This is a genomic window from Acidovorax sp. JHL-3 (assembly GCF_000526295.1).
Classification (GTDB): domain Bacteria; phylum Pseudomonadota; class Gammaproteobacteria; order Burkholderiales; family Burkholderiaceae_C; genus Acidovorax; species Acidovorax defluvii.
This window is the reverse complement of the sequence record NZ_JAFU01000001.1, coordinates 1,928,481-1,954,682: the sequence shown is the minus strand read 5'-3', so window position 1 is coordinate 1,954,682 and position 26,202 is coordinate 1,928,481. Positions and strand designations below refer to the sequence as shown.

Annotated in this window: 28 protein-coding genes; 16 read left to right on the top strand and 12 right to left on the bottom strand. The window is 64.2% G+C overall.

Annotated elements, in window-relative coordinates; genetic code table 11:
- Nucleotides 1–13: 13 nt before the first annotated feature.
- Both bamC and K226_RS0109235 read left to right on the top strand, forming a co-directional pair.
- A complete protein-coding gene (gene bamC, locus K226_RS0109240) occupies nucleotides 14–1,102 on the top strand; it encodes an outer membrane protein assembly factor BamC (RefSeq protein ID WP_024814534.1) in 1,089 nt (362 codons plus the stop codon).
- 12 nt (nucleotides 1,103–1,114) lie between these two features.
- A complete protein-coding gene (locus tag K226_RS0109235) occupies nucleotides 1,115–1,894 on the top strand; it encodes an MBL fold metallo-hydrolase (RefSeq protein ID WP_024814533.1) in 780 nt (259 codons plus the stop codon).
- A gap of 146 nt (nucleotides 1,895–2,040) precedes the next feature.
- Here the strand turns inward: K226_RS0109235 and K226_RS0109230 are convergent, their stop codons facing one another.
- From K226_RS0109230 to K226_RS0109225, 3 genes are all read right to left on the bottom strand, one after another.
- The gene (locus K226_RS0109230; RefSeq protein ID WP_024814532.1) at nucleotides 2,041–2,337 is read right to left on the bottom strand and encodes a hypothetical protein; all 297 of its coding nucleotides are present in this window, start codon (nucleotides 2,335–2,337) and stop codon (nucleotides 2,041–2,043) included.
- A 275-nt stretch (nucleotides 2,338–2,612) separates the two neighbouring features.
- The gene (locus K226_RS19465) at nucleotides 2,613–3,131 is read right to left on the bottom strand and encodes a hypothetical protein (RefSeq protein WP_081739344.1); all 519 of its coding nucleotides are present in this window, start codon (nucleotides 3,129–3,131) and stop codon (nucleotides 2,613–2,615) included.
- On the bottom strand, nucleotides 3,128–4,267 hold the full coding sequence (locus tag K226_RS0109225; RefSeq protein ID WP_024814531.1) for a cupin domain-containing protein: 1,140 nt from the start codon (nucleotides 4,265–4,267) through the stop codon (nucleotides 3,128–3,130). Before K226_RS0109225 ends, K226_RS19465 begins: the two co-directional genes overlap by 4 nt.
- A 54-nt stretch (nucleotides 4,268–4,321) precedes the next feature.
- On the opposite strand from K226_RS0109225, the gene K226_RS0109220 reads away from it, so the two are divergent.
- A complete protein-coding gene (locus tag K226_RS0109220) occupies nucleotides 4,322–4,846 on the top strand; it encodes a peptidylprolyl isomerase (protein WP_024814530.1) in 525 nt (174 codons plus the stop codon).
- A gap of 39 nt (nucleotides 4,847–4,885) precedes the next feature.
- On the opposite strand, the gene K226_RS0109215 is transcribed toward K226_RS0109220, so the two are convergent.
- The 3 genes from K226_RS0109215 to coaBC form a co-directional block, all read right to left on the bottom strand.
- Nucleotides 4,886–5,401 carry a glycine zipper 2TM domain-containing protein gene (locus K226_RS0109215; RefSeq protein WP_024814529.1) on the bottom strand — a complete coding sequence of 172 codons (516 nt, stop codon included), beginning with the start codon at nucleotides 5,399–5,401 and terminating at the stop codon, nucleotides 4,886–4,888.
- Nucleotides 5,402–5,605: 204 nt separating this feature from the next.
- Entirely contained in the window at nucleotides 5,606–6,052 is a 447-nt protein-coding gene (gene dut / locus K226_RS0109210) for a dUTP diphosphatase (RefSeq protein WP_024814528.1), read from the bottom strand.
- Nucleotides 6,053–6,555: 503 nt separating this feature from the next.
- Entirely contained in the window at nucleotides 6,556–7,779 is a 1,224-nt protein-coding gene (gene coaBC / locus K226_RS0109200; RefSeq protein ID WP_024814526.1) for a bifunctional phosphopantothenoylcysteine decarboxylase/phosphopantothenate--cysteine ligase CoaBC, read from the bottom strand.
- A 90-nt stretch (nucleotides 7,780–7,869) separates the two neighbouring features.
- Between coaBC and K226_RS0109195 the strand changes: the two genes are divergently transcribed.
- The 6 genes from K226_RS0109195 to K226_RS0109170 all read left to right on the top strand — a co-directional run bounded on the left by K226_RS0109195 (nucleotide 7,870) and on the right by K226_RS0109170 (nucleotide 13,001).
- Nucleotides 7,870–9,528, top strand: a complete 1,659-nt coding sequence (locus tag K226_RS0109195; protein ID WP_024814525.1) for a CTP synthase — start codon at nucleotides 7,870–7,872, stop codon at nucleotides 9,526–9,528.
- Nucleotides 9,529–9,543: 15 nt separating this feature from the next.
- Nucleotides 9,544–10,401 carry a 3-deoxy-8-phosphooctulonate synthase gene (kdsA, locus tag K226_RS0109190; RefSeq protein ID WP_024814524.1) on the top strand — a complete coding sequence of 286 codons (858 nt, stop codon included), beginning with the start codon at nucleotides 9,544–9,546 and terminating at the stop codon, nucleotides 10,399–10,401.
- A gap of 3 nt (nucleotides 10,402–10,404) precedes the next feature.
- Entirely contained in the window at nucleotides 10,405–10,695 is a 291-nt protein-coding gene (locus tag K226_RS0109185) for a DUF1330 domain-containing protein (RefSeq protein ID WP_024814523.1), read from the top strand.
- 99 nt (nucleotides 10,696–10,794) lie between these two features.
- The gene (gene eno, locus K226_RS0109180) at nucleotides 10,795–12,081 is read left to right on the top strand and encodes a phosphopyruvate hydratase (RefSeq protein ID WP_024814522.1); all 1,287 of its coding nucleotides are present in this window, start codon (nucleotides 10,795–10,797) and stop codon (nucleotides 12,079–12,081) included.
- 114 nt (nucleotides 12,082–12,195) lie between these two features.
- The gene (locus K226_RS0109175; RefSeq protein WP_024814521.1) at nucleotides 12,196–12,474 is read left to right on the top strand and encodes a septum formation initiator family protein; all 279 of its coding nucleotides are present in this window, start codon (nucleotides 12,196–12,198) and stop codon (nucleotides 12,472–12,474) included.
- Between the two features lie 29 nt (nucleotides 12,475–12,503).
- Nucleotides 12,504–13,001 carry a hypothetical protein gene (locus K226_RS0109170; RefSeq protein ID WP_024814520.1) on the top strand — a complete coding sequence of 166 codons (498 nt, stop codon included), beginning with the start codon at nucleotides 12,504–12,506 and terminating at the stop codon, nucleotides 12,999–13,001.
- Between the two features lie 8 nt (nucleotides 13,002–13,009).
- On the opposite strand, the gene K226_RS0109165 is transcribed toward K226_RS0109170, so the two are convergent.
- Together K226_RS0109165 and K226_RS0109160 are read right to left on the bottom strand one after the other, a co-directional pair.
- Nucleotides 13,010–14,002, bottom strand: a complete 993-nt coding sequence (locus K226_RS0109165) for an Hsp33 family molecular chaperone HslO (protein ID WP_024814519.1) — start codon at nucleotides 14,000–14,002, stop codon at nucleotides 13,010–13,012.
- A gap of 40 nt (nucleotides 14,003–14,042) precedes the next feature.
- Nucleotides 14,043–14,567 carry a gamma carbonic anhydrase family protein gene (locus tag K226_RS0109160; RefSeq protein ID WP_024814518.1) on the bottom strand — a complete coding sequence of 175 codons (525 nt, stop codon included), beginning with the start codon at nucleotides 14,565–14,567 and terminating at the stop codon, nucleotides 14,043–14,045.
- Between the two features lie 95 nt (nucleotides 14,568–14,662).
- Here K226_RS0109160 and K226_RS0109155 point away from each other — a divergent pair, with 95 nt between their 5' ends.
- The 3 genes from K226_RS0109155 to K226_RS0109145 all read left to right on the top strand — a co-directional run bounded on the left by K226_RS0109155 (nucleotide 14,663) and on the right by K226_RS0109145 (nucleotide 18,168).
- Nucleotides 14,663–15,466: a ferritin-like domain-containing protein gene (locus K226_RS0109155; protein ID WP_024814517.1), complete on the top strand. Its 804-nt coding sequence runs from the start codon at nucleotides 14,663–14,665 to the stop codon at nucleotides 15,464–15,466.
- A gap of 89 nt (nucleotides 15,467–15,555) precedes the next feature.
- A complete protein-coding gene (locus K226_RS0109150; RefSeq protein WP_024814516.1) occupies nucleotides 15,556–16,818 on the top strand; it encodes an EAL and HDOD domain-containing protein in 1,263 nt (420 codons plus the stop codon).
- Nucleotides 16,819–16,884: 66 nt separating this feature from the next.
- Nucleotides 16,885–18,168: an EAL and HDOD domain-containing protein gene (locus tag K226_RS0109145; RefSeq protein WP_024814515.1), complete on the top strand. Its 1,284-nt coding sequence runs from the start codon at nucleotides 16,885–16,887 to the stop codon at nucleotides 18,166–18,168.
- 106 nt (nucleotides 18,169–18,274) lie between these two features.
- Here the strand turns inward: K226_RS0109145 and K226_RS0109140 are convergent, their stop codons facing one another.
- The 3 genes from K226_RS0109140 to K226_RS0109130 all read right to left on the bottom strand — a co-directional run bounded on the left by K226_RS0109140 (nucleotide 18,275) and on the right by K226_RS0109130 (nucleotide 21,295).
- Nucleotides 18,275–19,264: a tripartite tricarboxylate transporter substrate binding protein gene (locus K226_RS0109140; RefSeq protein WP_024814514.1), complete on the bottom strand. Its 990-nt coding sequence runs from the start codon at nucleotides 19,262–19,264 to the stop codon at nucleotides 18,275–18,277.
- A 103-nt stretch (nucleotides 19,265–19,367) separates the two neighbouring features.
- Nucleotides 19,368–20,267, bottom strand: coding sequence for a site-specific tyrosine recombinase XerD (xerD, locus tag K226_RS0109135; RefSeq protein ID WP_024814513.1), 900 nt, complete (start codon nucleotides 20,265–20,267; stop codon nucleotides 19,368–19,370).
- Nucleotides 20,268–20,332: 65 nt separating this feature from the next.
- Entirely contained in the window at nucleotides 20,333–21,295 is a 963-nt protein-coding gene (locus K226_RS0109130) for a tripartite tricarboxylate transporter substrate binding protein BugE (protein ID WP_024814512.1), read from the bottom strand.
- A 124-nt stretch (nucleotides 21,296–21,419) separates the two neighbouring features.
- Here K226_RS0109130 and K226_RS0109125 point away from each other — a divergent pair, with 124 nt between their 5' ends.
- Nucleotides 21,420–22,325, top strand: a complete 906-nt coding sequence (locus K226_RS0109125) for an AEC family transporter (RefSeq protein ID WP_024814511.1) — start codon at nucleotides 21,420–21,422, stop codon at nucleotides 22,323–22,325.
- Nucleotides 22,322–23,029: a GDSL-type esterase/lipase family protein gene (locus K226_RS0109120; protein ID WP_024814510.1), complete on the top strand. Its 708-nt coding sequence runs from the start codon at nucleotides 22,322–22,324 to the stop codon at nucleotides 23,027–23,029. The genes K226_RS0109125 and K226_RS0109120 overlap by 4 nt, the downstream gene beginning before the upstream one ends.
- Before the next feature lie 55 nt (nucleotides 23,030–23,084).
- Here the strand turns inward: K226_RS0109120 and queG are convergent, their stop codons facing one another.
- Nucleotides 23,085–24,164 carry a tRNA epoxyqueuosine(34) reductase QueG gene (gene queG / locus K226_RS0109115; protein ID WP_238324214.1) on the bottom strand — a complete coding sequence of 360 codons (1,080 nt, stop codon included), beginning with the start codon at nucleotides 24,162–24,164 and terminating at the stop codon, nucleotides 23,085–23,087.
- Here queG and tsaE point away from each other — a divergent pair.
- Nucleotides 24,147–24,689 (top strand): tRNA (adenosine(37)-N6)-threonylcarbamoyltransferase complex ATPase subunit type 1 TsaE, encoded by a 543-nt coding sequence (gene tsaE, locus K226_RS0109110; protein WP_024814508.1) that lies wholly within the window; start codon nucleotides 24,147–24,149, stop codon nucleotides 24,687–24,689. The two genes, queG and tsaE, sit on opposite strands and share 18 nt — an antisense overlap.
- Nucleotides 24,686–26,176, top strand: coding sequence for an N-acetylmuramoyl-L-alanine amidase (locus tag K226_RS0109105; protein ID WP_024814507.1), 1,491 nt, complete (start codon nucleotides 24,686–24,688; stop codon nucleotides 26,174–26,176). The genes tsaE and K226_RS0109105 overlap by 4 nt, the downstream gene beginning before the upstream one ends.
- Nucleotides 26,177–26,202: the final 26 nt, after the last annotated feature.

Sequence of the window (26,202 nt, the reverse complement as noted above, 5' to 3'; positions counted from 1 at the left end):
TGAGGATTTCCGCGTGAATCACACTGCACGATTGGGCCTGCTGGGCCTTGCCATGGCGCTTTCCGCCTGCTCCGTTCTGGAAAACGACAAGATCGACTACAAAAGCGCCACCCAGGGGGCCACACTGGAGGTGCCCCCCGACCTGACGCAACTGTCACGAGAAAACCGCTATGCGGTACCCGGCAGCGCGGTATCTGCCGCAGCCTACCAGGCTGGCCAGAACACCAAATCGTCTGCCACCTCCGGAGCAGCAGCCACGAAAATCGGCGATGTCCGCATCGAACGCAACGGCGCCCAGCGCTGGCTGGTGATCGACCGACCGGCCGACCAGTTGTGGGACCCGGTGCGGGAGTACTGGCTGGAGAACGGTTTCAACCTGGTTGTCGACCAGGCTGACCTGGGCATTCTGGAGACCGACTGGGCGGAAAATCGCGCCAAGCTGCCCCAAGACGTGATTCGCGCCACCCTCGGCAAGGTTTTTGATTCGCTGTATTCCACGGGCGAGCGCGACAAGTTCCGCACGCGCCTGGAGCGCAATGCCGCCGGCGGCACCGAGATTTACGTCACCCACCGCGGCATGGTGGAGGTTTACACCAGCACGTCCAAGGACAGCACCGTCTGGCAGCCCCGCGCCGCCGACCCCGAACTCGAAACCGAATTCCTGCGCCGTCTGATGGTCAAGCTCGGTGTGCCCCAAGAGCAATCCCAGGCCGTGGTGGCAGCGCCGGCCTTGAAGGCCGTGAGCGTGCGCATGACCTCGGTCAACAACGTCCCGGTCGTGCAGATGGACGAAGGTTTTGATCGCGCGTGGCGCCGTGTGGGCCTGGCCCTTGACCGCACGGGCTTCACCGTCGAAGACCGCAACCGCAATGACGGCCTGTATTTTGTGCGTTACGTGGCGCCCGGAACCGACAAGAAGGAGCCAGGCTTCTTCAGCAAGCTGCTGGGCGGATCTGCCGCCACTCCCCCGCTGAAGTACCGCGTGGTGGTGCGCAGCCAGGGTGAAGCCACCACGGTTTCCGTGCTGAACGAGGCCGGTGCGCCCGAATCGTCTGCCAACGCCGAACGTATCCTGCGCGTGCTGGCAGACGACCTGAAATAAGCACGCCTGCCGATGCTGCGCTTTCGCAGCTTGGGCAGCGGCAGCTCAGGCAACGCCACCGTGGTGGAAGCGGGCGACGGATTGCAGGTGCGCCGCCTGTTGGTGGACTGCGGCTTCGGCATCCGGCAACTTGCCACCCGGCTGGGTGCGGCGGGGTTGGGCATCGACCAGATCGATGCCATTTTCATCACGCATGAACACGCAGACCATGTCGGCTGTGCCCATACCGTGGCACTGCGGCACCGCATTCCCGTCTTTATGAGCCGCGGCACCCATGTGGCGATAGGTGCGCCAGATTTTGACGGGCTGCTGCAGATGGCCCACGACATGGTTCCCATCGATCTCGGCACGGTGTGCGCAGTGCCCTTTACCGTACCGCACGATGCGCGGGAACCGCTGCAATTGCGCTGCACCGATGGCGCTTCTCACCTTGGCCTGCTTACCGACCTGGGCCACGCGAGCCCCCATGTGCTACAGCAATTGCAGGGTTGCCACGCGCTGCTGCTGGAGGCCAACCACGACCCGGACATGCTCGCAGCATCCGGCTATCCCGCTTTTCTGAAGCGACGCATTGCGGGTGTGCATGGGCATCTGGCCAACCACGACGCTGCCGGCATCCTGGCGGCCGTTCGGCACACGGGTCTGAATCGCGTGGTCGCGGCACACCTCAGCGCGCAGAACAACCAGCCCCGGCTGGCGCAGCAAGCGCTGGCACACGCCCTGGACTGGCCCGCTGAGGGTGTGGACATTGCCTCGCCCACTAAAGGAACGGACTGGATCAACGTGGTGTAGTCGCCGCGACTACGCAGCGCATCCCCTTGGCAAAAGACTCAGCGGCAAATTGCCGCGCAAGAGCTACCCAGCCTCTGCAGACATCGCAACACAATGGGCAGCAACAAAAAAGCCCCGCACCTGTGAACAGGTCGGGGCCCTTGGTTTCAGAGCCTCCAGCAAGGCTGGCAGGCCCTGAAATCCGTGCCGGCTTTACTTCGCAGCGGAAGCAGCGCTGGTAGCAGCCGTTGCAGCAGCGTCCACAGCAGCCTTGGCATCGGTTGCAGCGGTTGCAGCAGCGTCAACGGCGGTCTGTGCGCCAGTTGCGGCAGTTGCAGCAGCATCGGCAGCAGCCTTGGCGGAGTCTGCAGCAGAAGCAGCGGCTTCGGCAGCAGGCGCAGCAGCGTCAGAAGCAGGCGCAGCGGCGGCAGGTGCCTCCACGGGAGCTGGCGCAGGAGCAGCAACAGGCTCTTCCTTCTTGCCACAAGCGGCGAGGGCAGCAGCAGCGATCAGGGTAGCCAGAACGAGCGATTTCTTCATTTCAATTTTCCTAGTTGGACAGACAAAAAACCGGAGTAGCCACCACGACCAGACTGTGCAGCCGTTGACGCGTTGGCCGAATGCATGGGCGTGCGTTTCTGCGCAATCAACAATTATATTGGGATTTCGTCAATCCCGAATAACGCTGAATTCCCACATGAAACGCAATTCATTTTTCATGCATTGAGCACTATCAACGTTACAACCCCAATGTGGTTGACGGGAATCCGGGTGAACTTTTGCTTCGCAACCATTCATTGAGTGATTCCCGCAATAAAACGCGGCGTTCCGGCTCAAAGCCGGCAACCCCCACACAGCGTACGGGATCGAGGCGGTGCATCACCCAGGCTGGCGACCAAAAGGCACTGGGGAGGTCAAGCGGGTCTGCCGAAGGGCTGCGCCGACAGCTGATGATGTGATCCCATGTGCCGCGCCAGCGCACAAAACGCGGATGCCGCCGTATCACCTCGTCAAACGTGCAAGCCAGCATGGTGAACCGACGGCCACTGTGGGCCCACTGCTGCAACGACTCAATGACAGCAAGCTCTCCCAGCGGCCAGTCATGGAAGTTGGAATCACTCACAATAATCTCTGACCATCCGTCACGCGCCGCTGTGGCCAACCCATCACGCACAAGCTGCATGAACGCCTCGCGACCACTGAACCGCCCAGAAGGCAAATCAGGCAATGAAGGGGCTGGGGTTACCGCATCGGTCATGGGGTTTCCTGTGGGTCTTTGCAGGCATGGGCCCAGCCAGCGTCGCACCAGGCAGACAGCAGTTCCAGGGCATCGTCAGTGGCACGCGCCAGATCACGGCTGTTCAAGCGGCGTTGATCCGCCAGGCGCCGCATCAACGTGGCGTCGCGGCCTGCCGCGCGATAGCTGTCGCCATTGATGAACACGTGGTGCGCGTCGTACATCATGCGGGTACGCCGGTCCAGTGCCAAACCCTCCAGCATCACACCTGCGTCATTCGGCTCAAACCATACGCTGGGCTTAGGCTCGGTCAGGTACTCACCCAGCGCGCGTTCGAGCACCAGGGGCTCGCTCAATGCGCGTTTCAATGCATCCCGGGCAAATTCGTGCAACCGCTCGGGAATGGCAGCGGGCAGCTCCACTGCATCCTGGCCCGCATCGCGGTACAAAACCGGGGCAGCTTCCTCGTCCGCATCTTCTGCCACCCGCAGCAGAAGCTCATTGGCCAGTTCGGCACGTGCCGGAACCCGAAAACCGATCGAGTAGGTCATGCACTCCCCTTCGGCAATACCATCGTGGGCATATCCGGGCGGAAGGTACAGCATGTCCCCGGGCTCGAGCACATACTCTTGCTCGGGTTCGAACTGCGCCAGCACTTTCAGCGGAATATCGTCCCGCAGGCTCAGGTTTTTTTGGCGACCAATGCGCCAGCAGCGGCGACCATGGGCCTGCAGCAGAAATACATCGTAGCTATCAAAATGCGGGCCGACGCCTCCGCCATCACTGGCATAGCTGATCATGAGGTCATCAAGGCGCGCATCCGGAACAAAACGGAATTGCTGCATGAGGGCGTGCACCTGGTCGTTGTGCAGATCCACACCCTGCACCAGCAGCGTCCAGTTGGGCTGCTGGAGGGCAGGCAATGACCGGCGCGAAAACGGGCCGTGGCGCAACTTCCAGACATCCTTGACCTGCTGCACCAGCCGGGACTCCACGCCCTCCTGCGCAGCCAGCGCAAACAACTCGGACCGCAACACCGGCGGGGTGAATTGCGGGATGGCCTGGCGCACCAGCAGGGGCTTTTTTTGCCAGTGCCGACGCATGAATTGCGCGGGGGTCAGACCGCCGAGCAGGGAGAGGGGTTGCTGGATATCCATGAGAACCTGTCCGCCCATTTGCAGGGCCGTTGATCAAACTGCGACAATTCTCCTATGGAAATTACCCAACAATGCGTGGTCGCTCTGACCTGGACCCTGAAAGACACCCTGGGCGAAGAACTGGACGTGCTCGACGACCCGGTGGAATTCCTGGTGGGCGGCGAAGACCTGCTGCACCGCATCGAGGAAGCACTGCAAGGCCATGGCCCAGGTGCAACGCTGGCACTGAACCTGGAGCCCGAGGATGCTTTTGGCGACTTCAACGACCAACTGCTTTTTTTGGAGCCCCGCGAACTGTTCCCGCCTGAGATTGAGGAGGGCATGACGTTTGATGGGAGCGCACTGCCCGAGGGCGTCAACCCCACTGCGCCCCGTAGCGGTCTTTACACCGTGACAGAAATCTACCCAGAGCATCTGGTGCTGGACGGTAACCATCCACTTGCCGGAATCGCCTTGCGATTGCAACTCACGGTGCAAGGCGTTCGCGAAGCCACAGAGGAAGAAATCGGCAAAGGCACGGCGGGTACGGGCTTTTTTCGCATACAGCCCCAGGCACCAGGCAACTCGCTGCTGCACTGAAATGGCGGCCCTTGCGGGCCACCACGTCGCGCTGGCTGCTTACTGGCGGGAAATCTGACCGTTGTACAAACGCACCCGGTCGCCCGTACGCAGGTCGCCCGGATTGCTTACGTCGTAAGAGCGATAGCCGCCCTGGTCAAGCTGAATCGAAATGCGATAGCCCTGCACCTCGCCGCCGCTGTTGTTGTTGCGCCCTTCGATGGCATTGCCTGCAAGCGCTCCGCCAATGACACCCACGGCAGTTGCGGCAGTGCGGCCCGATCCGCCACCCACCTGGTTGCCCAATACTCCACCCACCACGGCACCCAGGACTGCGCCTGCACCGGTAGTTTGCCCCTGGCTGCGACCCTGCAACACCTCAATATTGGCAACACGGCCGTATTCCGTGCCCATGGCATTGTTCGAATAAACCGGTGCATTGCTTTGGTAGCCACCTGACGTGTAACCGCCCGATGGATACTGGCTCGGATAGGTCTGCTGTGGCGCACATGCGGCCAAGGCTCCGAGCATAAAGACAGAGCCCACCAAGGTGGCGGTACGTGTGATCTGGCGCATATCAGTTCTCCTTGAAATATCTCGATGAGGGCAGCGTCCTGGCGAAGCCATTCACCACCCGATGCAAAACGATTGGAGCATGGGCCCGAGACACCCTTGGACGGCAAAGCACGACCGTACAGGTCGGCATTGGGCTCTGCGCCGCGTAGGAATGCGCTGACACAAGGACACGGGCATGAAACAGTGCAGGGACGAAAAAACCCCTCACCCCTTGCCCGTGGACCCGTAGCCGCCTTCGCCCCTCTCGGTGGCCTCGAACTCGGTCACCACGTTGAACTGCGCCTGCATTACGGGAACAATGACCAACTGGGCCAGCCGCTCCATGGGCTCCAGCGTGAAAGGCACCGTGCTGCGATTCCAGGCACTCACCATGAGCTGTCCCTGGTAATCGCTGTCGATCAGGCCCACCAGATTACCCAGAACAATGCCGTGCTTGTGCCCCAGCCCCGAGCGGGGCAGGATGAGCGCAGCGTATCCGGGGTCTTTGATAAAAACGGCAATGCCCGTAGGCACCAGGTGCCAGGCATTGGGTGCCAGCATCAAGGGCGCATCGATGCAGGCCCGCAGGTCCAGGCCCGCGCTACCGGGGGTGGCATAAGTCGGCAACTGATTCGCCATGCGCGAATCAAGAATTTTGACGTCAATCTTCACTTCTTGCTTTCTGCTTTGCCCTGCGGGGCCCGTGCCCGCAAGCGCTGTCGCCAGGACTCTACGCCCTGATTTTCGGCGTTGCGGGGAAGTGAGAGCAGTCCGGGGAGCATCTGCACTACCCTGCCCAATCCCCACCACAACACCGCCATGAACATCAAAACCGGCAGTGAGCCCCGGCCAAAACCCAGCCAGGCGATGGCGTGGATCCCTATCGCCACCAATAGCACGACCCGTGCGCCACGAAGCCTGCCCCCAAGCTGCCCGGCCATCACAGCCAGGTCAGGGGGAGGTGCTTGCACGGGTGGTCTGGGTGCGCTATCACCACGCTGGGGCGCCTCCTGCAGACGGGTCGGCCCGGCAGGCCCTGCCGCATTTGTGTTCGGGGGGCGCGCCGCAGCCGGCGCATTGGCACCCAACCGATCCACATAGCGGGCGAAATCACCATCGGGAGGCGTATCCCAGTCGGGGCGGACAGGCGGAATCACCATGGAAATCCTTTGCGGTCAGGCCTGCAAAGCAGGCAGGCGCTGGGCAATCTCGGCAATCAGCTGCTGGGCCAGGATGCGCTTGGATGCCCGGGGCAACTCGCGATGCCCCTGCGCGTCCACCAGCAGCAGGGCGTTGTCGTCCTGCCCGAAGGTTGCAGGGCCAATATTGCCCACCAGCAATGGCACGCCCTTGCGCTGGCGCTTGGCCGTAGCGTGGGCCAGCAGATCGTGGCTTTCTGCCGCGAAGCCCACACAGAATAGGTCGCCCACCAGAGCGTGCTGCGACTGCGCCACGGTGGCCAGGATGTCCGGGTTTTCGACAAAACCCAGCACCGGCGTCTGGCCCGAGCCGTCTTTCTTGATCTTCTGATCCGACTGCGTGGCCGGACGCCAGTCAGCTACCGCCGCAGTCGCTATAAAAACAGTAGCTTTCTGCGCTTTCTGCATAACGGCTTCAAGCATATTTTGTGCAGACTGCACGTTGATGCGATGCACACCGCGCGGCGTGGCCAGATGCACCGGGCCCGCCACCAGCGTGACCTCGGCGCCAGCCTCGCGGGCCGCGCGCGCAATGGCAAAACCCATCTTTCCGCTGGAATGGTTGGTGATGCCACGCACCGGGTCAATGGCCTCGAACGTAGGGCCCGCCGTGACCAGCACCTTCTGGCCCGCCAGCACCTTGGGCGTGAAAAAGGCAATCACTTCTTCCAGCAACTCCTCCGGCTCCAGCATGCGGCCGTCACCGGTTTCGCCGCAGGCCTGGTCGCCGTTGCCCACGGCCAGCACCGTGGCGCCGTCCTGGGCCACCTGGGCCAGGTTGCGCTGCGTGGCCGGGTGCGCCCACATTTCGCGGTTCATGGCCGGTGCCAGCAGCAAGGGCACACGCTCCTGTGGTCGCGCCAGGCACAGCAGGCTCAACAATTCATCCGCCCGCCCCTGCGCCAGGCGCGCCACAAAGTCGGCGCTGCAGGGCGCAACCAGGATGGCATCGGCCTCGCGGCTAAGGTTGATGTGGGGCATGTTGTTGGGCTCGCGCGCGTCCCATTGCGAGCCATGCACCGGCCTGCCCGACAGGGCCTGCATGGTGACCGGCGTGATGAATTGCCTGGCTGCCTCGGTCATCACCACCTGCACGGTGGCCCCCTCCTTGATGAGCTGGCGGCACAGATCGGCCGCCTTGTAGCAAGCCACGCCTCCACTCAGACCCAGAACAATGTGTTTGCCAGCAAGCTCATTCATGGCGCGAATTTAGCAGACAGAAGCAGGCCCCGCCGCGGCCGCTTGCCGAGGGGCCATCTATAATCCCAATTTCCCACCACCAAAAAAGACATGACCAAATTTGTCTTCGTCACCGGCGGTGTGGTGTCTTCCCTGGGCAAGGGAATCGCCTCAGCCTCCCTTGCCGCGATCCTCGAATCGCGGGGACTCAAAGTCACCCTCATCAAGCTTGACCCCTACATCAACGTAGATCCGGGCACCATGTCGCCGTTTCAGCACGGCGAGGTTTTTGTGACCGATGACGGCGCAGAAACCGACCTCGACTTGGGCCACTATGAGCGTTTCATTGAAACGCGCATGAAGAAAACCAACAACTTCACCACGGGCAAAATCTACCAGTCCGTGCTGGAGAAAGAGCGCCGCGGCGACTACCTGGGCAAGACCGTTCAGGTCATTCCCCACGTCACCAACGAAATCCAGGAATTCATCAAGCGCGGCGCCGGCATCGGCACGCCCGATGCCGTGGATGTGGCCATTGTCGAAATCGGCGGCACGGTGGGAGACATCGAGTCGCTGCCGTTCCTAGAGGCCGTGCGCCAGATGAGCCTGCGCATGGGCCCCAACAACGCGGCGTTTGTGCACCTGACCTATGTGCCCTGGATTGCTGCGGCTGGCGAGCTCAAGACCAAGCCCACCCAGCACACCGTGCAGAAGCTGCGCGAAATCGGCATCCAGGCCGACGCCCTGCTGTGCCGCGCCGACCGGCGCATCCCGGAAGAAGAGCGCGAAAAAATCTCGCTGTTCACCAACGTGCCCGAATGGGGCGTTATCAGCATGTGGGACGTGGACACCATCTACAAGGTGCCCCGCATGCTGCACGAGCAAGGCCTGGACGGCCTCATTTGCGACAAGCTGCGCCTGAACACCCCCCCCACCAACCTCAAGCGCTGGGACGACCTGGTTCATGAGACCGAGCACCCCCGGGGCGAAGTGCGCATCGCCATGGTGGGCAAGTACGTGGAGCTGTCCGACAGCTACAAGTCCGTCAACGAGGCCCTGCGCCACGCCGGCATGCGCAACCATGTGCGTGTGCGCATCGACCACCTCGACTCCGAATCCATCGAAGGCCAGGAAGCCGACAAGCTGGCCCCGTACGACGCCATCCTCGTGCCCGGCGGCTTTGGCTCGCGCGGTGTGGAAGGCAAGATCTGCACGGCCAAGTTCGCCCGGGTGCACAAGGTGCCCTACCTCGGCATTTGCCTGGGGATGCAGGTCGCCACCATCGAATACGCCCGCCATGTGGCAGGCCTGCCCGGCGCCAACTCCACGGAATTCGATCCGTCCTGCAAGCACCCGGTGATCGCGCTGATCACCGAATGGAAAGATGCCGACGGCACCATCAAGACGCGCGACGCCAACTCCGACCTGGGCGGCACCATGCGCCTGGGCGCGCAAAGCTCTGACGTGCAGCCAGGCACGCTGGCGCACAGCATCTACGGCGACGTGGTGACCGAGCGCCATCGCCACCGCTACGAAGCCAACGTCAACTACCTCGACCAGTTGCGCAAGGCGGGCCTGGTGATCTCGGCGCTGACGCAGCGCGAGCACCTGACGGAAATCGTCGAGCTGCCGCAAAACGTGCACCCCTGGTACATCGGCGTGCAGTTTCACCCCGAGTTCAAGTCCACGCCCTGGAACGGCCACCCGCTGTTCAACGCCTTCATCAAGGCGGCCGTGGAGCACCAGAAGGCCGCCAAGGCCGCAGCGTAAGCAAGGAGCATCGCCATGAAACTCTGCGGCTTCGACGTCGGCCTCGACCAGCGCTTTTTCCTGATCGCTGGAACCTGCTCCATTGAAAGCCTGCAGATGTCGCTGGACGTCGCAGGCCAGCTCAAGGAGACCTGCACGGCACTGGGCGTTCCCCTGATTTACAAGGGGTCGTTTGACAAGGCCAACCGCTCGTCTGGCACCAGCCAGCGCGGCGTGGGGATGGAAGCGGGCCTCAAGATCCTTGATGAAGTGCGCCGCCAACTGCAGCTGCCCATCCTGACCGATGTGCACGAGGCCTCCCAGGTGGCCGAGGTGGCCAGCGTGGTGGACGTACTGCAGACGCCGGCCTTCCTCTGCCGCCAGACCGACTTCATCCGTGCCGTGGCACAGAGCGGCAAGCCGGTGAACATCAAGAAGGGCCAGTTCCTCGCGCCCTGGGACATGAAGAACGTCATCGACAAGGCCCGTGCCGCTGCGCAGGAGGTGGGCCTGTCTCAAGACCGCTTCCTGGCCTGCGAACGCGGCGTGAGCTTTGGCTACAACAACCTCGTGGCCGACATGACCAGTCTGGCCGAGATGCGCAACTCCGGTGCGCCCGTGGTGTTCGACGTGACCCACTCGGTGCAAAAGCCCGGTGGCTTGGGTGCCGTGAGCGGTGGCGCGCGCGACATGGTGCCCGTGCTGGCCCGTGCCGGTGTGGCAGTGGGTGTGGCGGGCCTGTTCATGGAAACCCACCCCAAGCCCGCCGAGGCCTGGTCGGACGGGCCCAATGCCGTGCCGCTCAAGCACATGAAGGCGCTGCTGGAGACCTTGGTGGCGCTCGACGACATCACCAAGAAAAGCGGATTCCTCGAAAACAACTTTGGAGCCTGAGACATGAGCAGTGGTTACGTCATCGCATCCGTCACCGTCACCAACCCCACGCAGTATGAGGAGTACCGCAAGTGGAGCACCGTGGCCATGCAGGCCCACGGTGCTGAAGTGTGCGTGCGCGGCGGCAAGGTTGAAGTGCTGGAAGGCGACTGGAACCCCGGCCGCACTGTGATTCTCAAGTTTCCGAGCTTTGAAGCGGCCCGCGCGTTCTACGACACACCCGAGTACCAGAAAGCCAAGGCAGCGCGCGAAGGCGCGGCGGTCATGCGCATGGTGTGTGTCGAAGGCGTCTGAACGCGCATTCGATATTCGCTCATTAATTAATAGCTGCTAGCGCTTATCCAGAAAGCGCTAGAGCCCGATTTGATTTAAAACTTCTGCAAAAGGAAAACCATGAGTGCCATCGTTGACATCGTAGGTCGCGAGATTCTGGACAGCCGCGGCAACCCCACCGTCGAGTGCGACGTGCTGCTCGAATCGGGCGTGATGGGCCGCGCCGCCGTGCCTAGCGGAGCGTCCACCGGTAGCCGTGAAGCCATTGAGCTGCGCGACGGCGACAAGAGCCGTTACCTGGGCAAGGGCGTGCTCAAGGCCGTCGAGCACATCAACACCGAAATCTCCGAAGCCGTGCTCGGCCTGGACGCGTCGGAACAAGCCTTCCTGGACAAGACCCTGATCGACCTCGACGGCACCGATAACAAGAGCCGCCTGGGCGCCAACGCCATGCTGGCCGTCTCCATGGCCGTGGCCCGCGCCGCCGCCGAAGAGTCCGGCCTGCCCCTGTACCGCTACCTGGGCGGCATGGGCGGCATGCAGCTGCCCGTGCCGATGATGAACGTCATCAACGGTGGCGCGCACGCCAACAACAGCCTCGATCTGCAAGAGTTCATGATCATCCCTGTGGGCGCCCCCACTTTCCGCGAAGCCGTGCGCTGGGGTGCCGAGGTGTTCCATGCGCTCAAGAAGATCATCCACGACAAGGGCATGAGCACCGCCGTGGGCGACGAGGGCGGCTTTGCGCCCAGCGTTGAAAACCATGAAGCCGCCATCCAGCTGATCCTGCAGGCCATCGAAGCCGCAGGCTACACCGCCGGCGAGCAGATCGCCCTGGGCCTCGATTGCGCCGCCAGCGAGTTCTACAAGGACGGCATGTATGTGCTGGAGGGCGAAGGCGGCCTCAAGCTCACCGCCCAGCAATGGACCGACATGCTGGCATCGTGGTGCGACAAGTACCCCATCATCAGCATCGAAGACGGCATGCACGAAGGCGACTGGGATGGTTGGAAGATCCTGACCGAGCGCCTGGGCAAGAACGTGCAGCTGGTGGGCGACGACCTGTTTGTCACCAACACCAGGATCCTCAAGGAAGGCATCGACAAGGGCATTGCCAATTCGATCCTCATCAAGATCAACCAGATCGGCACGCTGACCGAAACCTTCGCCGCCATCGAAATGGCCAAGCGCGCGGGCTACACGGCCGTGATCTCGCACCGCTCGGGCGAAACCGAAGACAGCACCATTGCCGACATCGCCGTGGGCACCAACGCAGGCCAGATCAAGACCGGCTCGCTGTCGCGCTCGGACCGCATCGCCAAGTACAACCAGCTGCTGCGCATCGAGGAAGACCTGGGCGAGATTGCCCACTACCCGGGCCGCGCGGCGTTCTACAACCTGCGCTAAACCATGCCAGCTGCCCGGTCCTGCTGCGATCGCTCAGGCGCCCCCCGGCGCCCTAGGGCGGCGCCAGCACGACCGGACGCAACGCAGGCCCCGGCAAGGCGTACCATTTAGGCCATGGGTTTTCGTCTTGTGCCCGTTGTCCTGCTGGCCCTGCTGGCAGTCCTTCATGCCCAGCTCTGGCTGGGCCGGGGAAGCATTCCCCGTGTCCAGGAGATGCAGCGTCAGCTCGATGAGCAGATCGCCGCAAACGACCGGGCCCGGCAGGCCAATGAGCGCCTGAACTCCGAGGTGCACGACCTCAAGGAGGGCTTGGACATGGTGGAAGAAAAGGCACGCAGCGAGCTGGGCATGGTCAAGCCCAACGAGGTTTACGTGCACTACATGCCCCGCTGAGCTGCCGGGCTGCATCCTTCATCGCCACCGTGCCTGCACAGCAGACCATTGCCCTGCTGGGTGCACCCGGCACCGGCGCCCCCGCATTGGCCGAGGCCCTTCAGCACCGACTGGCAGACTCCGCCATGACGACACAGGAGCTTGCCGTGGCAGACGCTCCACAGCTGCCCACCGCGATCCGCCACACCCTGCACAGCGCCGCCATCACCTTGCTGATGGGGCTGGACCTGCCCTGCGCCGCACCCGAACAAGCCCGGCGCGAGGCCTGCGATGCACACCTGCGCGCCTTGCTGGCGGATGCTGCCGTGCGCTACCACGTGGTGTATGGCCAAGGTCCCGAGCGGGTCGAAAACGCGCTAAACGCTATTAATTCAATAGCTGTTAAGCCTTATGTGATAAGCGCAAACGACGTGTCGGATGCTAAACCCATGCGCCTGCGCGCCTGGGACTGCGAGAAATGCAGCGACCCCGAATGCGAGCATCGCCTGTTCAGCGCCCTCACCGGCCGGGGCGCTGCCGACCGTTGAGGGGTGAATTATTGAATGGCAGGCGGCACAGGCGGCTGACTGATCATGGGAGAGACAAAAATCTGCGCCGCATCCACCGCGTCAAAACGGTATTGCTGCCCACAGAATTCGCAGCCCACCTCGACGTCATCGCGCTCGGCCAGAATGCTCTCGATCTCGTCCCGGCCCAGGCTGCGCAACATGTTGCCCACGCGCTCGCGGCTGCAGCTGCACGCAAAGCGTGGGCCAGTGTCGCCCTGCTGGGGCTCGAAACGCAGCAGCTTTTCTTCCCAGAAAAGGCGGCGCAGGATGGTGTCCACGTCCAGCGTGAGCAGCTCTTCGCGGGTCAGGCTTGATGCCAGGTGGGCAATGCGGTTGTAGTCCTCGTTGCGGCCGATCTGGTCTTCGTTTTCGCGGTGCGTCAGGCCCCCAGCCAGGTTGCCCTCGCCCTTGAGGGGCATGCGCTGGATCAGCAGGCCGGCCGCCACGGTGTCGTTGGCAGCCAGCACCAGCACCGTATCAAGCTGCTCGGACTGCAGCATGTAGTGCTGCAGCACATCCGACAGGCGCTCCAGCTTTTCATGGTGGTCGCCGTGCAGTGGCACCACGCCCTGATAGGGCTGCTGGCCCGGGTGACGGTCCTTGGGGTCGAGCGTGATGGCACAGCGCCCGCCGCCGGCCACATTGAGCATCTGGCTCAGCCGCGCATCGTCGGCAACAGATCCCGTCACCGTAGCGGTCGCGCGCAGGCTCAGGTCGGATTGCACCTCGGCCACGGCCAGCTTGACCGGGCCGTCGCCAAATATCTGCAGCACCAGCGCGCCGTTGAACTTGATGTTCGACTGCATCAGCACGCCGGCTGCGGCCATTTCGCCGAGCAGTTCGCTCACGGGTGCAGGGTAGGCGCCAGTGGCGGAGTTGCTCGCGCGCACGCGCAGGATCTCGGTCCATGCCTCGGTCAGGCGCACCAGCATGCCGCGCACGGGCATGCCATCGAAAAGAAACTTGTGGAGTTCAGACACGCAGGGATTCCAGAAAAAAGTCGGGCTCGGTGGGCGGGCTTCAGGCCAGCTTGCGCAGGCCGCTTTGAAAGCGGCGCGCGTTGTCCATGTAGTGCCGGGCGCTCTGGCGCAGGCCTTCGATGTGCTCGGGGCTCAGTTCACGCACGGCCTTGGCAGGGCTACCGATGATCATGGAGCCATCGGGAAACTCTTTGCCCTCGGTCACCAGCGCGCCCGCGCCCACCAGGCAGTTCTTGCCGATTCTGGCGCCGTTGAGCACGATGGCGCCAATGCCGATCAGCGTTTCGTCGCCAATGGTGCAACCGTGCAGCATGACCTGGTGGCCCACCGTCACGCGCTCACCGATTACCAGCGGCTGGCCGAAGTCGGCGTGCAGCACGCTCGCATCCTGGATATTGGTGCCTGCGCCGATGGTGATGGCCTCGGTGTCGCCGCGCACCACCGTGCCAAACCACACGCTGGCGTTCTCGCCCAGCACCACGTTGCCGATCACCTGCGCGGTGTCGGCCACCCAGGCCGAGGCCGCCACGCGCGGGGCCACGCCATCGAGTTCGTAAATCGCCATGCAACACACTCCGTAAAAAATGGATCTGCCGGTTGGTTACAAAGCATCTGCTCTGGCCCTCCAACCAACTCCAGGCAGGGCCTAGAATTGTAAGGATGGAGCTTCGCCAACGTGCACTGCAGGTCTTGTGCCTCTCAGACCCAGAACAAAAAGCGGCCGCAACGCTTGACCTTCAAGCGCAGGCAGCTATGCTTTCAATAGCAGAACAAGCCCCTGCACCCCCGCCAGAGGCCGCCGCCCTGCCCGGCCACCCCGAGCGCCCCGCCCTGCTGCGCCACACCGAGGTCGCGCGCCGCTCCCCGGCCACCGCACAGGGCCGTGCCATCCTCATCCACGCCATTGCGCACATTGAGTTCAACGCCATCAACCTGGCCCTTGATGCGGTCTGGCGTTTTGATGGCATGCCGCCGGCCTATTACCTCGACTGGCTGCGCGTGGCGGCCGAAGAGGCCCAGCACTTCAGGCTGCTGCGCGACCACCTGCGCCGCCAGGGCCACGACTATGGCGATTTCCCGGCCCACCAGGGTCTGTGGACCATGTGCGAGAAAACGCAGCACGACATCGTCGCCCGCATGGCCCTGGTGCCCCGCACCATGGAAGCGCGCGGCCTGGACGCCACGCCGCAGATCCAGCGCAAGCTGCGCCAGGTGGGCACCCCCGATGCACTGGCTGCCGTGGACATCCTGGACACCATCCTGCGTGACGAGGTGGGCCACGTGGCCATTGGCAACCACTGGTACCGCTGGCTGTGCGCGCGCCAGGGGCTGGACCCCGAAAGCCTTTATGGCCAGCTCGTGCGCCAGTACGAGGCGCCCCGGCTCAAGCCCCCGTTCAACGAGGCCGCACGCCGCAGCGCCGGCTTTACCGAAGCCGAATTGCTGTGGCTGCAGCAGGGGTGATCCAGGCGCCCTAAACGCCGAACTTTTCTACAATCCGCCAACGCCGCGTCCGACATTCTTGGCACGCTGAAACCAACACCCCCCACCCCATGTCCACACATCCTGCCAACGGTGCCAACTCACCGCCGCCTCCCAACCAGTCGTCTGTTGCCATGATTGCGCGGCAGGCGATCGTGAACGCGCAGCACATGGTGGTGGGCTATGAGCTGTTCAACCGCTCACGCACAGGCGCAGGGCATACGGCCGCCACCGATGTCATTTTGGTGTTCACCGCGCTCTCCCATGCCGGAACCGAAGAGCTGGTGGGCAAGAAGCTCATCTTCGTCAACTGCACCCATGAAAGCCTGGCGGGTGGTCACCTCGAACTGTTGGACCCCGACAAGGTCGTGCTCGAAATCCCCCCCTTGGGCCATGCCGCCAGCGCCGAGGTGGTGGCCCGCCTGCCCATTCTGGCGGGGTTGCGCGAACGCGGCTTTCACCTGGCGTTCAACCACACCGTGCTCGAATCCGCCTACGCGCCCTGGTTGCCGCTGGCAGACTACATCAAGCTGGATCTGTCGGTGCTCGCCCCCGACCAGCTGGCCGTGCTGATCAGCTATGCCGGTCGGCATTCGCAGGCCGAGTTGATTGCCGAGAAAGTGGAAACCGCGCAGCAATACGACATGGTTTCCAGCCAGGGCATTGATCTGTTCCAGGGCTACTGGTTCGCCCGCCCCGCGCTCATCGAGGCCAAGCTGCTCCCGGCCTCGCAGGCCAGCATCATCCAGCTCATCAACCTGGTGCGCAAGCAGGCCAGCACGGACGACATCGAGGAAGTGCTCAAAAAAGACGCGGGACTGGCCTTCAACCTCATGCGGCTCATTAACTCCTCGGGCTTTGGCCTGAACCGCGAGATCACATCCTTCCGCCAGGCAGTGATGCTCATGGGCTTGAAAAAATTGTTCCGCTGGGCGGCCCTGCTGCTGACCGCCTCGCGCTCCAGTGGCACGCCGTCGCCGGTGGGCCACACCGCCGTGGTGCGTGGGCGGCTGATGGAACTGCTGGCCCTGGAAACCCTGCCCCCTGAAGAGGCCGATCTCGCGTTTGTGGCAGGCATTTTCTCGCTGCTGGACGTGATGCTGAACATGCCCATGGAATCAGCGCTCGGCCTGCTGAGCGTGCCCGATGAGGTCGCGGACGCGCTGCTGCGGCGCGAAGGCTTCCTGGGCGACCTGCTCACGCTCGCCGAGGCCTGCGAATCCAGCGACGACGCCGTGTTTGACCGTGCAGCGGGCACCCTGCACCTGTCCAGCCAGCAAATCAACTTTGCCCATCTGCAGGCACTGGCCTGGGCGGACCAGCTCACGGACTGACCTTGCGGGCAGAGCCTCCGGTCTAGAATGGACCGGACCCCCCGCAACACCCTTACCAGCGTATCCATGTCGAGCATCAACGAACAAGACATTCCGCAAGCCGAAGTGGCTGCCCCAGACGGCACAGAGACCGACAATCTGGCCATCATTGCACGCCAAGCCATCGTGGACGCCAACCGAGCAGTCTATGGTTACGAGCTGTTCGACCGCTCCACGGCGTCGGACTCACATACCGCTGCCAGTGATGCCGCGCTGCTGTTCAATGCCCTGTCGTATGCCGGCACCGAAGCACTGGTGGGCAAGAAGACCGTATTCATCAACTGCACGCATGAAAGCCTCGCCGGCGGGCACCTGGAGCTCATCCACCCCGACAAGGTGGTGCTCGAAGTGCCCCCACTCGCCGACAGCGCCACGGCCGAGGAAATTGAAGCGCGGGTGGCCACACTGGACGCCTTGCGCACCCGGGGTTTCCGGCTGGCGTTCGATCAGCATGTGCTCAAGCGCAGCTATGTGTCGTGGTTGCCGCTGGCGGGCTTTATCAAGCTCGACATGCAGGCCTTCAAGCCCGAGTTGGCGGGCCCGCTGGTCAAATTTGCCGGCATGCACAGCCAGGCCACGCTGATTGCAGAAAAGGTGGAAACCCCCGAGCAATACCAGTTGATGGCGGACCTGGGGGTCAAGCTGTTCCAGGGCTACTGGTTCGCCAAACCCTCGCTGGTGAAGGCCACCACCATACGCCCGTCGCAGGCCACCATCATCCAGCTCATCAACCTGGTGCGCAAACAGGCCAGCACGGCCGAGATCGAAGACCTGCTCAAGAAAGACCCCACGCTGTCTTTCAACCTGCTGCGTTTCATCAACTCGTCGGGCTTTGGCCTGTCGTGCGAAGTCACGTCGTTCCGCCATGCCGTGATGATCCTGGGCCTCAAGAAGCTGTTCCGCTGGGCCGCCTTGCTCATGACCACGTCGCGCGCAGGCGGTCCCCCGCCGGCCGTGGGAACCACTGCGGTGGTGCGTGGTCGCCTGATGGAGTTGCTGGCCGCCGAGTTGCTGCCCCCCGAGGAATGCGACAACGCCTTTGTGGTGGGCGTTTTCTCACTGCTGGATGTGATGCTGGGCGTGCCCCTGGAAAAAGCCCTGGAATCGGTGGCCTTGCCCCAACCCGTGACGGACGCACTGCTGCACGGCACCGGCGTTTTTGCGCCGTTTCTCGAACTCACACGCGCCTGCGAAAGCGGCGACGAGGCCGCATTTGCCAAGGCCGCCGAGTCCTTGCACCTGTCCAACCGCCAGGTCAACTGGGCGCACCTGCAAGCCCTCACCTGGGCGGAAACGCTGAACGAAGACTAATCTGGTCACCGTGCCGCCCACATCCAAAGGGGCGGCACGCGCGGCGTGAAAGGCCCCGCTCCGAGGGGCAAAAACGAAGCAGCTTTCGGCTGCCCGCCCCCCAGAGTCAGTTGGCCTTGATGCCCGCGCTGCGGATGATGCGGGCGTTGTTCTCGGATTCCAGCGCAATCTGGCGGGCAAATTCGGCCGCCGTGCCGCCCGTGGGCACGTTGTCGGTGGCATCGAGCTTGCTGCGGATATCGGGCAGTGCCAGTGCCTTGTTCAGCTCGGCATTGAGCCGCTCCAGCACCGCAGCTGGGGTCTGAGCTGGCGCGTAAATGCCAAACAGCGATGACATGTTGGCAGCAGGCAGGCCCAGCTCCGCCAGCGTGGGCACGTCGGGCAGGCTGGCCAGCCGCGCAGGGGCACCAACGGCCAGTGGCTTGAGCTTGCCCGCTTTCACATGCTGCTGCACCGCAGGGCCTGCATTGGTGGAAAGCACTTCAAACTGCCCGCCGAGGGCATCGTTCATCTGCTGGCCGCCCCCCTTGTAGGGCACATGGGTGATCTGCACCTGTGCGCTGGCCATGATCTGCTCGAGCATGATGTGGCCCAGCGACGCCGGGCCCGAGGTGGTCCAGCGGATCTCCCCCGGCTTGGCGCGCGCGGTGGCCAGCAGATCGCGAAAATCCTTCGCCTTGCCGGCCGGGGTGCCCAGCAACAGCACGGGCGAATACATGACACTGACCACGGGCGCAATGTCTTTTTGCGGGTCAAACGGCGATTTACCCAGATGGGGGTTGAGTGCCAACGGGCTGATGGCGGCAAAGCCCAGGGTATAGCCATCGGGCGCTGCCTTGGCCACGGCATCCACGCCGATGCTGCCACTGGCGCCCGCCTTGTTCTCAATGACCACCGGGGTGCCCAGCTGCACCGCCAGCTTGTCCGCCAGCGCACGCGCCACCGTGTCGCTCACCCCGCCTGCGGGGTAAGCCACTACGATGCGGATGGGCTTGGCGGGCCAGGCGGCCGGTTGGGATTGGGCATGTGCCAGTGGTGGCACCAGGGCGCTCAGGCACAGGGCGGCCAGCAGGCTGCGACGGCTTTTGAAGGGCATGACGGCTTTCGGTGTTCAGGGAAAGCTGCCGATTTTGGCGCAGATCGCGCGGGCCTGCCTGCACCGTTCAACCGTTATCCCCGCTACCACCCCGTTACCGCCGTCATCCCCGGGGGTGGTGGCGTGAATGCAGCGCTTTCAGGCGCTCGCGCGCCACATGGGTGTAGATGGTGGTGGTGGAAATATCGACATGCCCCAGCAACAGCTGCACCACCCGCAGGTCGGCTCCATGGTTGAGCAGATGGGTGGCAAAGGCGTGGCGCAGCGTGTGCGGGGACAAGGGCACGGTAATGCCCGCCACCGCCGCCCACTTTTTGACGATCATCCAGAACATCACGCGCGTCATGCCGGCGCCCCGCTGGGTGACAAACAGGTCCTCGGTCTGCTGGCCACCCAGAATCACGCCGCGCGACTCCTGCAGGTAGCGCTCGATCCACAGCCGTGCCTCCTCTCCAAACGGCACCAGACGCTCCTTGCTGCCCTTGCCCATCACCCGCAATACGCCTTCATTCAGGCCCAGTTGAAAGGTCTTGAGCGTGACCAGCTCGGTCACGCGCAGGCCGCTGGCATACATCAGCTCCAGCATGGTGCGATCGCGCAGGCCCAGCGGCGTGCCCACGTCGGGCGCATTGAGCAGCGCCTCCACCTGTGCCTGCGACAGGGTTTTGGGCACGCGCAGCGGCTGGCGTGCCGCCTCCAGCCGCACCGTGGGGTCGGCGCTGATGCGGCGCTCGCGCAGCGCCCAGTGAAAATACCGCCGCAGCACCGTCAGGCGCCGGTTGGCCGATGTGGCCCGCGTCTGCGCATGGCGCTCGGCAAAATAGGCCTGCAGGTGGTGCTCGGCCGTGTCATCCAGTGCCAGTGCAGGTTGCTGGCCAGCCAGCCAGGTGCCATACAGCGTGAGGTCGCGCCGGTAGGCGGCCAGTGTGTTGCGGGCCAGGCCGTCCTCCAGCCAAAGGGCGTCCACAAAGGTATCGATGGCGGTCAGGCTGGCAGCAAGCATCTAAAAACGATAGCACGTAAAAAAGCCGCCCGGACTGCGGGCGGCTGGCGTGGCAAGCCGCCGGATTATTCCAGCGTCAGCTTCTGCTTGGCCACCACGTCTTTGTACACCGCGTACTCGGCCTTGATCTGCGCGGCAAACTGGTCGGGGGTGTTGCCCACGATGATCGAGCCTGTTTCTTCAATGCGCTTTTTCACGGCCGGATCCTGCAGCGCCTTGCGCACTGCTGCGTTGACCTTGTCCACCACCTCCTTGGGCAGGCCCTTGGGCCCGACGATGCCGTAGTAGGCCATGCGGTTCACTGGCTCCAGGCCCAGTTCCTTGAAGGTGGGCACATTGGGCAGCGCCGCCACGCGCTCGGGTGCAGCCACCACGATGGGCACCAGGCGGTTTTCCTTGATGAAGGGCAGTGCTGAAGGCAGGTTGTCAAAAATCATGGGCACCTGGCCGGCCACGGTGTCGTTCAGGGCGGGGCCTGCGCCACGGTAGGGGATGTGGGTCACGAAAGTGCCGGACAGATTTTTGTACAGCTCCATCTGCAGGTGGCCAATGCCGCCCGTGCCCGACGACGCGTATGAATACTTGCCAGGGGACTTCTTGACTTCGGCCACGAACGACTTGTAGTCCTTGGCTGCGAAGCTGGGGTGCACCGCAATGATGTTGGGCGTGGCCGCGATGTTGATGATGGGCGTGAAATCCGTCAGCGGGTTGTACGGCGTTTTAGGGTTGATGGCCGGATTGGCCGCTGTGGTGGACACCGTGGCCACGCCGAGCGTGTAGCCATCGGGTGCCGACTTGGCGGTTTCGTTGGCGCCCACGATGCCGCCGCCACCCGACTTGTTTTCCACGATCACGCTTTGGCCCAGCGCGCGGCCCAACGGGTCTGCAATCACGCGGGCAATGATGTCGGTGGTGCCACCGGGTGCAAACGGTACTTGCAGCTTGATGACCTTGGTGGGATAGCCCTGGGCCGCGGCGCTGCCAGCAGCGGCTGCAAGGGTGAGAGCAAGCCATTGACGACGGTGCATTCAGTTCTCCTTTGTGTGGATAAAAGACCACCCTATCGTACGCGCAACGCATGGCGCTCAGACCTATGGATTCCCCATAGGGGCCAACCCGAACACAACGGCCCCCTCGGGTATTCTCGGCACCGTGAATTACGCCCAGCTCCTCCTCCCCGATTTCACCCTCATCCTCTTCGGCTACCTGGTTTGTCGCTACACCGCACTCAACCGCTCGGTGTGGCAGCCGGTGGAAAGCCTGGTGTACTACCTGCTGTTTCCGGTGCTGCTGTTCCAGTCCATTGTGAGGAGCCCGGTGGACATCGGCGCCGCGTCGGGCCTGATTGGCGCGGGCCTGCTTTCTGGTCTGGCGGGCATTGCGCTGGCCTACAGCCTGCCGTACTGGCCGTGGCTGGGCAAGCGCATCGACGCCCGCGACCACGCAGCCAGCGCGCAGGTGGCGTTTCGCTTCAACTCCTTCATCGGTCTGGCGCTGGCCGAGCGGCTGGCCGGCGCGCAGGGCCTGCTGCTGATTGCCGTGCTGATCGGTGTCTGCGTGCCCTTGTTCAACGTGGCCGCCGTATGGCCCATGGCACGCCACGGGCAGCATGGCTTTGCGCGCGAACTGCTGCGCAACCCGCTCATCATTGCCACTGCCTCGGGGCTGGTGGCCAACCTGCTGGGCTTTCGCATTCCCGAGTGGCTTGAGCCCACGGTGAGCCGCATCAGCGCGGCCTCGCTGGCACTGGGCCTGATGGCGGCGGGCGCGGGCATGCAGTTCGGCCTGCTCACGCGCAGCAAAACGCTCAGCACCGCCGTGCTGGCCATTCGCCACCTGGCGCAGCCGCTCATCGCATTTGCCATGGCGCAGCTGTTTGCACTCAACCCGGTGCAGACCACTGTGCTGCTGGCGTTCTCGGCCTTGCCCACGGCCTCCACCTGCTATGTGCTGGCGGCGCGCATGGGCTACAACGGGCCGTATGTGGCGGGGCTGGTGACACTGTCCACGCTGCTGGGCGTCGTCAGCCTGCCTTTTGCGCTGGGGTTTTTGCAATGAAGACTCAACCACTCCCACCCGAAGCGTACGGCCTCTCCCGCCCCTCGCACACTTCGCGCCCCTCGCGCCGGCGCGTGCTGGCGGCCGGCCTGGTGAGCGCGCTGCTGGCACCGCTTGCCGCCTGTGGCCGCAAAGCGCCGCGCGCCCAGCCCATTGCGCCCGGGGCCACGGTGCTGGCCCTGGGCGATTCGCTGACCTCGGGGGTGGGCGCATCACCCGATGCCGCTTACCCCGCCGTCCTGCAGCGCCTGACAGGCTGGAAAGTCATCAATGGCGGCGTCTCAGGCGACACCGCAGCACAGGCGCTGGAACGACTGCCCGCGCTGCTGCAAACGCACAGCCCCGCGCTGGTGATCGTGAGCATTGGCGGCAACGATTTTTTGCGCCGCCAGAGCGCATCGGTCACACGCACCCACGTGCGCCAGATCTGCGAGCAGGCCCGCGCCAGTGGCGCGCAGGTGCTGCTGGTGGCCGTGCCCGAGCTGTCGCTGATGGCGGCGGCAGGCCGGTTGAGCGATCACGCCATGTACGAAGAGATTGCCAGCGCACTGAAGATTCCGCTGCACAGCAAAGGCTGGGCTGATGTGCTGGCCAGCGAGCACCTGCGCGCCGACAGCGTGCATGCCAATGCGGCGGGCTATGCACAGTTTGTGCAGGGGCTGGCGGTCACGCTCAAAGCCACCGGGCTGCTGGCAAAGGGCTGATAACTCCTGTTTTTATAGCTGCTAGCGCTTATCCATAAAGGGCTAGAGGCACTTTTCACTCAAAATCAAGCGCCCACGCCACATGTTCGCGCACCAGTTCGCTGGGGTCTTGCGCCCGTGACTGCAGCGCCGCGCGCACGGCCCCGTCACCCGTGGCACGCAGCGCGTTGCCCAGCGCCACGGCCACGTTGCGCAGCCAGCGCTCGTGGCCAATGCGGCGGATGGGGCCACCCTCGGTCATGCGCAAGAAGGTGGCCTCGTCCCAGGCAAACAGATGCACCAGCTGCTGGCCCGCCAGGCCCTTGCGCTCGTCAAAATCCGGCAGGCGGCTGACCTGCGCAAACTTGTTCCAGGGGCAGATCAGCTGGCAGTCGTCGCAGCCATAGATGCGGTTGGCCAACAACGGGCGCAGCTCTATCGGTATTGGCCCCGCGTGCTCGATGGTGAGGTACGAGATACAGCGCCGCGCATCCAGCCGGTGCGGCGCAATGATGGCCTGCGTGGGGCACACGTCGATGCAGGCGCTGCAGCTGCCGCAGTGCGCAGTGACGGGCTCACTCGGCGCCAGCGCCATGTCCACGTAGATCTCGCCCAAAAAATACATCGAGCCCGCTTCGCGGTTGAGCACCAGCGTGTGCTTGCCGCGCCAGCCCTGACCGCTGCGTGCGGCGAGTTCGGCCTCCAGCACCGGCGCCGAATCGGTGAACACGCGGTGACCAAAAGGGCCAATGGCCTCGCCAATGCGGTCGCTCAGCTTTTGCAGTCGCGCACGCAGCACCTTGTGATAGTCGCGCCCCCGGGCATACACCGACACAATGCCTTCTTGCGGGCGCGCGAGGCGGGCAAACTCCACGGCCTGCCAGCCGCCATGCGCCTGCATGGACATGTCGCGCGGCAGGTAGTCCATGCGCGCGGTGATCACGCTCACGGTGCCCGGCACCAGCTCGGCCGGGCGGGCGCGCTTGAGGCCATGCGCAGCCATGTAATGCATGTCGCCATGGAACCCTTGCGCCAGCCACTGCATCAATCCGGGCTCGGACGCAGACAAATCCACGCCCGCCACGCCAATTTGGGAAAATCCCAGCTCACGGGCCCACTCCCGCACTTGAGGAACGAGTTGACTGTTGCACCACATATCGGCCGGATTGTAGAAACCTCCGCCCCACAAGCCCCTGCCGACGGCGCGCGCGTGCTGAACTGGCGCAGCGAAGACGACACGGCGGCATGGGCCCGCACGCTGGCCGCGCAGCCCTTGCTGGCCAATGCCTTCCTCACGCTGCATGGCGATCTGGGGGCCGGCAAGACCACGCTGGTGCGCCACCTGCTGCGCGCGCTGGGCGTGCAGGGCCGCATCAAAAGCCCCACCTATGCCGTGGTTGAGCCACACGAGGCGCCGGGGCTCGCCCCTCACGCCACGACGGTGTGGCACTTCGACTTCTACCGCTTTGACGACCCGCGCGAATGGGAAGACGCTGGTTTCAGGGACATTTTTGCCAGCCCGGGCCTCAAGGTGGCAGAATGGCCAGAAAAGGCTGCGGCGCTTACTCCGCTTGACGACCTTGCTATATACATTGAAGCAACTGACGAAACCGACAGGAAGGTCACGCTGCTGGCCCACACGCCCCTGGGCCGCGGCCTGCTGCAAGGAATGAACGCATGACACCCGACGCCGGCCCGCTGCACCCCTCCCTGCCGTCCGCCCCGTCGCGCCGCACGCTGCTGCAGGCTGGCAGCCTGGTGCTGCTGCTGGGCACACAGCAAATTGCGCGGGGCGCCACCATTTTGGCGGTGCGCGTGTGGCCGGCGCCCGAGTATTCGCGCGTCACCATCGAATCCGACGGTCAACTCACCACCAAGCAGTTTTTCGTTACCACCCCGCCCCGCCTGGCGCTGGACATTGAAGGCATCGACCTGAGCCCCGAACTGCGCGAGCTGGTGGCCAAGGTCAAACCCGACGACCCCAACATTGCCGGCATCCGCGCGGGCCAGAACACGCCGGGGGTGGTGCGTCTGGTGATTGATCTCAAGCAGGCTGCGCTGCCCCAGGTGTTTACGCTCCCGCCCGTGGCCGCCTACCGCCACCGGCTGGTGGTGGACCTGTACCCCGCAGAACCCGTGGACCCACTGGAAGCCCTGATTGCCGAACGCCTGCGGGATGCGCCCTCTGCAGCAACGTCCCCCACCGCATCCAAAGAGCCTGCAACGCCCGTCGTCCCCCGCTCCCGCGCACCGCAGCCCGCCACAGCCACAGCCCCCGCCGAGCCCGACCCGCTGGGCGAGCTGATGGCCCAGCGCGCCACGCGTGCGCTGCCGCCCGAGGCACCGCCGCCCCCTGCTGCCCCAGTGGCGGTGGCCACTGCCGCAGCCCCGGCGCAGGCCAGCGCGCGCGGCACTGCCAGCACCCGTGCCAGCGCCACGCAGACCGACCGCATCATCATCGTGGCGCTGGACCCTGGCCATGGTGGCGAAGACCCTGGCGCCATCGGCCCGGCGGGCACCCGCGAAAAAGACGTGGTGCTGCGCGTGGCCCACCTGCTGCGCGACCGCATCAACGCCACCACCGTGGGCGGCAACCCCATGCGCGCCTACCTCACGCGCGACGGTGACTATTTCGTGCCCTTGGGCACCCGTGTCGAGAAGGCGCGGCGCGTGCAGGCCGACCTGTTTGTCAGCATCCATGCCGACGCATTCACCACGCCCGCCGCACGCGGCGCCAGCGTGTTTGCGCTGAGCCAGGGCGGTGCCTCCAGCACTGCGGCGCGCTGGCTGGCGAACAAGGAGAACCAGGCCGACCTGGTGGGGGGGCTCAACGTGCAGTCCAGAGACCGGCATGTGCAACGCGCCCTCCTCGACATGAGCACCACGGCGCAGATCAACGACAGCCTGCGCCTGGGCACGGTGCTGCTGGGTGAGATCCGCCATGTGGGCAAGCTGCACAAACCCCGGGTGGAACAGGCCGGGTTTGCCGTGCTCAAGGCCCCCGACATTCCCAGCGTGCTGGTGGAAACCGCCTTCATCAGCAACCCCGAAGAAGAAGCGCGCCTGCGCAGCAACGCCTACCAGGTGCAGCTGGCAGATGCACTGATGCGCGGCATCTCGCGGTATTTCGCCAAAAACCCGCCGCTCGCCCGCAGCCGGTCGGTGTAAGGGCGTTTTTGCAATGTAATTTCGGC